The organism is Actinophytocola sp., from assembly GCF_036378875.1.
GTDB lineage: Bacteria > Actinomycetota > Actinomycetes > Mycobacteriales > Pseudonocardiaceae > Actinophytocola.
In genome coordinates, this window is the sequence record NZ_DASUVO010000099.1 from 1 (window position 1) to 6,220 (window position 6,220).

The following is a 6,220-nucleotide window of genomic DNA, read 5'->3' on the forward strand; positions in this document are numbered from 1 at the left end:
TACCGCTCCTCGGCGTGCTGGTGCTCAGCTTCACCCGCTGGGACGGGATCGGCGCGATCCACCCAGCCGGGCTCGACAGCTGGCAGTCCGTGCTGACCGACCCTGGCCTGCCGCACGCGCTCTGGGTGACGTTCCTGGTGATGGCGCTGTCGTGGCTGTTCCAGACGCCGATGAGCCTGCTCATGGGCGTGTTCCTCGCCGGGCGCCAGCGATACCGCGAGATCCTGGCGGTGGTCTACGTCGTGCCGCTGCTGTTGAGCTCGGCGGCGCTCGCCATCACGTACAAGGCGCTGCTGGACCCCAACTTCGGCCTCGGCGCCGGCCTGGGCGTCTCGTTCCTGGCACAGGACTGGCTGGGTCGCAGCACCCTCGCGCTCGGCGTCGTCGTCTTCGTCGTGTCCTGGCAGTTCATCCCGTTCCACGCGCTGATCTACCAGGGTGGAGTCCGGCAGATTCCCCAGTCCATCTACGAAGCCGCGCAGATCGACGGCGCCGGGCGGGTCCGCCAGTTCTTCAGCATCACCCTGCCCCAGCTCAAACACACCATCGTCACGTCGTCGACGCTCATGGTGGTCGGGTCGCTGACCTTCTTCGACCTCATCTTCGTGCTGACCGAAGGCGGCCCGGGAGACGCCACCCGAGTGCTCGCGCTGGACATGTACAAGCGGGGTTTCCAGGCCAACCTGATGGGGCCCGCCAGCGCCATCGCCGTCATCCTCGTCCTGGTGGGCCTGGCCATCGCCCTGTTGCTGCGCAGGCTCGGCGGCGGGGACGTCACACAGAGCCAGTTCGAGGGCGTCTGACATGAGCCTCACCCTGACCACACCACCGCGACAGGCGACGGCTCACCGCGAGCGGCACAACGGCGCCAACCCGGCCACCCGCCGGCGCAACTGGTTCGGCGGTCTGGCCGGCTGGCTGTGGCTCGCGATCGTCATCATCCCCGTCTACTGGGTGCTCATCACCAGCTTCAAGCTCCAGAGCAACTACTACTCGAGCAACCCGCTGGTGCCGCCGAGCGAACCCACGCTGGGCAACTACCAGTTCGTGCTGGAGTCCGGCTTCGTCACGTACTTCGTCAACAGCGTCGTGGCGACCGCGGGCGCGGTGGTGCCGGCGGTGGTGGTCTCGTTCATGGCCGCCTACGCGATCGTGCGGGGCTGGCAGCTCCGGTTCCTGCGCCTCGTGAACGGGCTGTTCCTGATGGGCCTCGCGATCCCGCTACAGGCGACGGTGATCCCCATCTACCTGATCATCATCAGGCTGCAGCTGTACGACAGCCTGCTCGCGCTGATCCTCCCGTCGATCGCGTTCGCCATCCCACTGTCCGTGCTGGTACTCGCGAACTTCATCCGCGACGTGCCGAAGGAACTGTTCGAGTCGATGCGAATCGACGGCGCCACCGAGTGGATGACCATGTGGCGGCTGGCGGCACCGCTCACCCGGCCGGCCATCGTCACCGTGACCGTCTACAACACACTGTCCATCTGGAACGGATTCCTGCTACCGCTGATCCTCACCCAGAGCCCCGACAAACGAACGCTGCCGCTCGCACTGTGGGCCTTCCAGGGCCAGTACAGCGTCAACGTCCCGGCCATCGTCGCCGCCGTCGTCCTCACCACACTGCCCATCCTGGTCATCTACGCCTTCGGCCGCCGCCAACTGCTGAGCGGCCTCACCGCCGGCTTCAGCCGCTGACCGCCCTCTCTCGCCCCGACCGGGAACGAACAGCTGTGTCGGTGGTCGAGTTCAGTGGCGCGATCGGCCATGATTGCGGCGTGGCGACTGGGGTGATGTCGAAAGCCGACGTGATGGCATGCTTGTCCTCGTTACGGCAACATCAGCACCGAGGGCAACGCTCGCCGCACAAGCCATTGCTGGTGCTGCTCGCGCTCGGGCAGTTGACCACCACCGACTCGAGCGCGCTCGACTGGTCGACCACGGCGGACAGACTCGCGGAGCTGATCAGGGACTACGGCCCGCCGTCGACGGCAGGTCCCACGCAGCGTGCTGCCTACCCGTTCACCCGGCTGCGCTCGGACAAGATCTGGACACTGAATCACGACGTGCCCATGGACCGCGTGCAGCCACTCGCGACGAACCGGGTCGTCGGCCAACTCACCCCCGCACTGGAGGACGCTCTACGCGACCCCGACATCGCCGCCGCGGCGGCCCGGCTACTGGTCGACGCCGAGTTCCCACCGACCATCGCACCGGACGTGCTCATGGCGGTCGGCCTCGACCCCGACACGATCCTCACCACGGCACACCAGACCGACAAGCCACGGCAGCGACGACGTTCCTGGACCGTCGCGATTCTCACCGCGTGGAACCGGCAGTGCGCCTTCTGCGGCTTCGACGGCCAACTCGGTGCGGCCACCGTCGGTGTTGAGGCAGCCCACATCCGTTGGTTCACCTTCGACGGGCCCGACGACCCCGACAACGGGCTCGCCCTCTGCTCACTGCACCACAAGCTGTTCGACCACGGCGCCCTCGGACTGGACAACGATCTCCGGATCACCGTGTCCTCGAACTTCACCAGCCGCACCGACACCGGCCAGTCCGTCTACGGCCTTCACCGACGGCCGTTACGCCCACGCCCCGGCACCACTCCGCCCGCCGCCACACACATCCACTGGCACACCCGCGAAGTCTTCAAAGGTCCAGCCCTCACCAGCTAGCACCGCCCGAACGGTGATGACATCGGCGCGCCGATGGTAAACAATCACCGTGTGCAGACGCATCCGGCCAATAACTGACCGTGGAGGCCGCCGATGACCGCCAGGACGCTCCGGGGCCGCGCCGCCATCGCGGTCGCCGCGGTCACGGCCGGTCTGCTGCTGACCGGCGGTACCGGGGCCGCGGCGGGCATGCCGTTCACGGCGGCGGTTTTCCAGGCCACGCACAACAGTTACTCCGGTGACGTCGCCGGCGCGAAGCAGTCGCTGACCTATCAGCTCGACCACGGCGTTCGCTTCCTCGAACTGGACGTGCACGACAACGGTTACACCACGTCCCGCGACTACGGTGTGGGCCACGACAGCCCCGGCCACCTCGTGGACCACTCCGGCGGCAACCCGGCGTCGAACAACCTGCGCGACTGGCTCGCGGTCGTCGCGTCCTGGTCCGCCGCGCACCCAACACACGCGCCGCTCGTGGTGATGCTCGACCTCAAGGACAATCTCACCGACAACGGCTCCTACGCCGCGGGAGACCTCGCCGCGCTGAACGACGAGCTGCGTGCCGCATTCGGCACCCGGCTACTGCGGGCTGACGACTACCCCGCCGACGCCACCGTCGACGCGTTGCGCGGGCGCGTGCTCACCCTGCTGTCCGGCGACGCCACCACCCGCGCCGCCTACCGGCGCGACGTCGGCCACCACCCGGCCATCGCGATCAACGGGCACGGCCGGGTCGTCGAGGTGCACGACTCCGGCAGCGGCGCGCTCTGGTACTGGACGGGCACCTACGGCGCCGATGGCCGGGTCACCTGGCAGCGGCACGGCCGCTACGGATCCGGCGTCACCCCGGCGATCGCGCTCAACGACAACGGCGACCTGGTCGAGGTGCACCAGTCACAGAACGGCACCACGCTCTGGTACCAGACCGGCCACGTCGACTCGTCCGGCGAGATCAGCTGGTCCGCCAGTCGGCAGTACGACAACGGGGTGCTGCCGTCGGTGGCGTTCACCGGCAGCGGACTGCGCGAGGTGCACCGCAGCCAGAGCAGCGACCAGAACTGGACCTGGCAGGGCGCCCTCGACGCGAACGCGGGCACCGTCTCCTGGACCGGCAACGCCACGACCGCCGACCCGCGCTACGACACCACCACCTCGGCGCACGACGACATGAGCGTGACCGTCCACACCGCCGCGGACGGCGCGACGCCGGCGAACACCCTGCGGGTCAGCACCGACCGGGTCAGCGGCGCGCGGATCCAGTACCCGCAGACCGCGTTCGACGAGTACCAGGACGGCGACAGCGCCGAGCTGCGGCAAGGTGCGCTGTTCTACGGCGCCCCGGCCACGCACTCCTCGTTCATCACCTCGGCCCGCGCGTCGGGCCGCGTGGTCCGCGGCTGGGACTTCGACTCCGCGGCGCAGGCGACCACACCGCTCGCGAACTACCCGGCCACGAACACCCCGTACGCGTCCTGGTACCAGACACTGGTGCGGCAGGCCGGCGCCGTGCGGTAACTCAGGCCTCGACATTCGCCCAACATTAAAAGCCCCAAATCCCCAGTCCTGGCCATTCACAGTTATCCGACTCGGCCGAATGCCTCATTGACCGCGTCCTTTGCGGCTTCTTAACTCGAAATAGGTCCAGGTATCCAAACCTGGGCACGGTTCACCCTGCACCTCTGCTGATTTCGGCGCGCATCGCCCCATGAAGGCGTGCGCGCCCGGAGGAAGGACATCTTTTGACGAATCGCAAGCGAGGGACGCGCGCGAGCCTGGCCATGATCGCCGGGCTCGCGCTGACGCTGACACTACCGGCGCAACCCGCCCAGTCGGCCCCAGAACCGGTGAGCCCGGACGTTCTGGCGGCGCGGGCCGCCGACGCAGCGGCCGCGCGCGGTGTCGGGCTGGCCAAGGGCGCGGAGGACGCCTTCGTCAGGTCCAGCTTCACGTCCGGTGGCGGCGGGCTGTACTACGCGGCCTACCAGCGCACCTACCGCGGGCTCGAGGTGGTCGGCGGCGACGCGGTGATCGTCACCGACGGCCAGGGACGCGTGCACGACACGGTCACCGACGACACCACGTCCGTGGCGGTGGACATCCGCCCGGTGCTGACCAAGGACGCCGCGGAGGCGGCCGCGGCCAAGACGTTGTCCACAGTGGACAAGGTGGTGAGCCGCCAGCTGGTGGTGTTCGCGGTCGACAGCCCGACGCTGGCCTACGAGGTGGTGCTCGAGGGCAGCACCGCCGAGCAGGTACCGAGCCGTCCGCACGTGTTCGTGGACGCCACGACCGGCGCGGTCCTGGACGTCTGGGACGACGTGCGTGCCGGCACCGGCAACGGCTTCTACAACGGCACGGTCACCATCACCACCCAGCAGAGCGGGGGGACGTTCTCCACGATCGACCCCACCCGTTCCGGCGTGCGGTGTCGCCAGAACAGCAACCAGCAGGTGTTCACCGGACCGGACGACGTGTGGGGCAACGGCTCGGGCACCAGCCTGGAGACGGCGTGCGTCGACGCCCTCTACGCCACCCAGCGCCAGTGGGACATGCTGAGCAGCTGGTTGGGCCGTAGCGGGATCAACGGCTCGGGCGGCGGCTTCCCGGCCAACGTCGGCCTCACCGCGGTGAACGCGTTCTGGAACGGCAGCTCGGCCAGCTTCGGCCGCTCCTCGGACGGCCAGCGCCAGGTCGTCCCCATCGACGTGGTCGCACACGAGTTCGGTCACGGCATCTTCCAGTTCACGCCGGGCGGTTCCGGCGGCAGCAACGAGAAGGGCGGGCTCAACGAGTCCACCGGCGACATCTTCGGCGCGGTCACCGAGGCGTTCGCCAACAACCCCAACGACCCGCCCGACTACCAGGTCGGCGAGGAGGTCAACCTCTCCGGCAGCGGCCCGATCCGGTTCATGTACCAGCCCTCGCTGCGCAGTGGCCACCCGAACTGCTTCAGCTCGTCGGTGCCCAACCTGGAGGTGCACGCGGGTGCTGGCGTGCAGAACCACTGGTTCTACCTGCTCGCCGAGGGCAGCAACCCGGGCGGCGGCAAGCCATCCAGCCCGACGTGCAACAGCTCCACGGTCACCGGCATCGGTGTGCAGAAGGCCGCGCAGATCTTCTACAACGGCCTGCTGCGCAAGACCACGACATGGACCCACGGCCGAGTCCGGCTGGCCACTCTGCAGGCGGCGCGGGCCCTGTTCCCGAACAGCTGCACCGAGTTCAACACCGTCCGGGCAGCCTGGAACGCCGTCAGCGTCCCGGCCCAGACCGGCGAACCCACCTGCTAGATCCGATTGAAATGTGACAGCGTGGCTGTCACACCCGACCGAGTCCCCGTCCCCACAGGACACCGGACGACAGCCCGGCGCCGAAGTACACGGCGCCGGGCCTGTTCCGGACTAGACTCCTGCGAGGCGGTGGGTGGACGAACGGAGACTCGGTTGGCGGACTGGGGCGACCTGGTTACCTACATCAGGCAAAGTTATGACGTGATCCGGTACGAACCGGACGAAGTTCGCATCCGCGTGTCGTTCGCC

5 protein-coding genes are annotated in these 6,220 nt (G+C 68.4%); all 5 read left to right on the forward strand.

What is annotated here, in order from left to right; all coding sequences use genetic code 11:
* Positions 1–803, forward strand: an 803-nt coding sequence (locus VF106_RS28165) for a carbohydrate ABC transporter permease (protein WP_330842884.1), incomplete at its 5' end; no start/stop codon positions are given.
* Between the two features lies 1 nt (position 804).
* Entirely contained in the window at positions 805–1,698 is an 894-nt protein-coding gene (locus VF106_RS28170) for a carbohydrate ABC transporter permease (RefSeq protein ID WP_330842885.1), read from the forward strand.
* Positions 1,699–1,793: 95 nt separating this feature from the next.
* Positions 1,794–2,681, forward strand: a complete 888-nt coding sequence (locus VF106_RS28175; protein WP_349257479.1) for a phosphorothioated DNA-binding restriction endonuclease — start codon at positions 1,794–1,796, stop codon at positions 2,679–2,681.
* A 93-nt stretch (positions 2,682–2,774) separates the two neighbouring features.
* The gene (locus tag VF106_RS28180; protein ID WP_330842887.1) at positions 2,775–4,196 is read left to right on the forward strand and encodes a PI-PLC domain-containing protein; all 1,422 of its coding nucleotides are present in this window, start codon (positions 2,775–2,777) and stop codon (positions 4,194–4,196) included.
* Between the two features lie 263 nt (positions 4,197–4,459).
* On the forward strand, positions 4,460–5,971 hold the full coding sequence (locus tag VF106_RS28185) for a M4 family metallopeptidase (RefSeq protein WP_330842888.1): 1,512 nt from the start codon (positions 4,460–4,462) through the stop codon (positions 5,969–5,971).
* The last annotated feature ends 249 nt before the right edge of the window (positions 5,972–6,220 follow it).